This window comes from Phascolarctobacterium faecium DSM 14760 (assembly GCF_003269275.1).
GTDB lineage: Bacteria > Bacillota > Negativicutes > Acidaminococcales > Acidaminococcaceae > Phascolarctobacterium > Phascolarctobacterium faecium.
On sequence record NZ_QLTS01000021.1, the window covers coordinates 1 to 1,169 of the forward strand.

The window sequence follows — 1,169 nt, forward strand, 5'->3', positions numbered from 1 at the left end:
AAACAGATCACGCCGCCTGCACCTAATTTCAAGGCCCGTTCTCCCTCTGCCACCGGCCGCAGGATATCAAACTTCTTCGTTTCTTTCACCGGGCTGGAGCTTTTGCGGATCGCCAAAGGATGTATGCTGCCATCAACATTCAGCACAAGCTCTACCTCACGGCTGTTAAAGTCACGGTAATAACCAAGCGGCGGTATCTGTCCGCAATTACTGAAGCTCTTGTAGATCTCCATTACCGCCCAGGTTTCCAAAAAGCTCGACGACATTGCCCCTGCTTCCAAGATCTCGGCATTACTCCAGCGCAGCAGATAAGCAGCCAGGCCGGTATCGGTAAAATATACCTTCGGTGCTTTCACACCATATTTTAAATTCGGATGCATGAACGGCTCCAGTAAATATACCAGCCCCGCCGCTGCCAGTACCTTCAGCCACTGCTTCGCCGTTGGCGCAGTGATCTCCGCTTCCTTGGCCAGCGCCGCATAGTTGATCATACTGCCGGTATAGCTGGCTGCTGCACATAAAAACCGGTAAAATTGCAGTTCATCATTGACCTGGGTCAGCGCCCTGACGTCACGCTGCAGAAAGGTCTGCACATAGGAAGAGTAATAGTTGTTCCAGTCCTGCTCTGAGGCATTGTTCAGCGCCGGCATACTGCCGCGCCAGATCTGCTCAAACAAATCACGCATCGGCAGTATCTCAGCTTCCTGCGCCCGTTGCAGTAAAAATTTTTCTTCAGGCACAAAAGCTCCCGCACCAAGACCGGCTACTTCGGCATGGCTAAACCCAAGCAGATGAACGATAGCGATCCTGCCTGCCAGGCTTTCTGTGACGTTCTCCATCAAATCAAAAGCATGCGACCCTGTCAGCCAAAAGTCACCGTTATTGCCATGCTCGTCTACGTACATTTTAATGTACGGCAGCAGCTTCGGCGCCATCTGGATCTCATCGATCAAGAGCGGCGGTTTATACCGCTGCAGAAACAGCCCCGGTTCCGTCATTGCCAAGCTGCGTACGTTGATATCGTCCATCGTCACATAAGTCCTGTTGCCTTCTGCCAGCCTGCGCAGCAAAGTCGTCTTTCCTACCTGACGCGGCCCAGTAACCAGAAGTACCTTACAACAACCGCTCAGTTTTTCAATTGTCGTCTCCAAATGGCGTTTGATATACAT

1 protein-coding gene is annotated in these 1,169 nt (G+C 51.8%); it reads right to left on the minus strand.

What is annotated here, in order from left to right:
* Positions 1 to 1,169 (minus strand): ATP-binding protein (locus C8D73_RS11160; protein ID WP_113078245.1); only part of this gene is annotated, 1,169 nt, incomplete at both ends.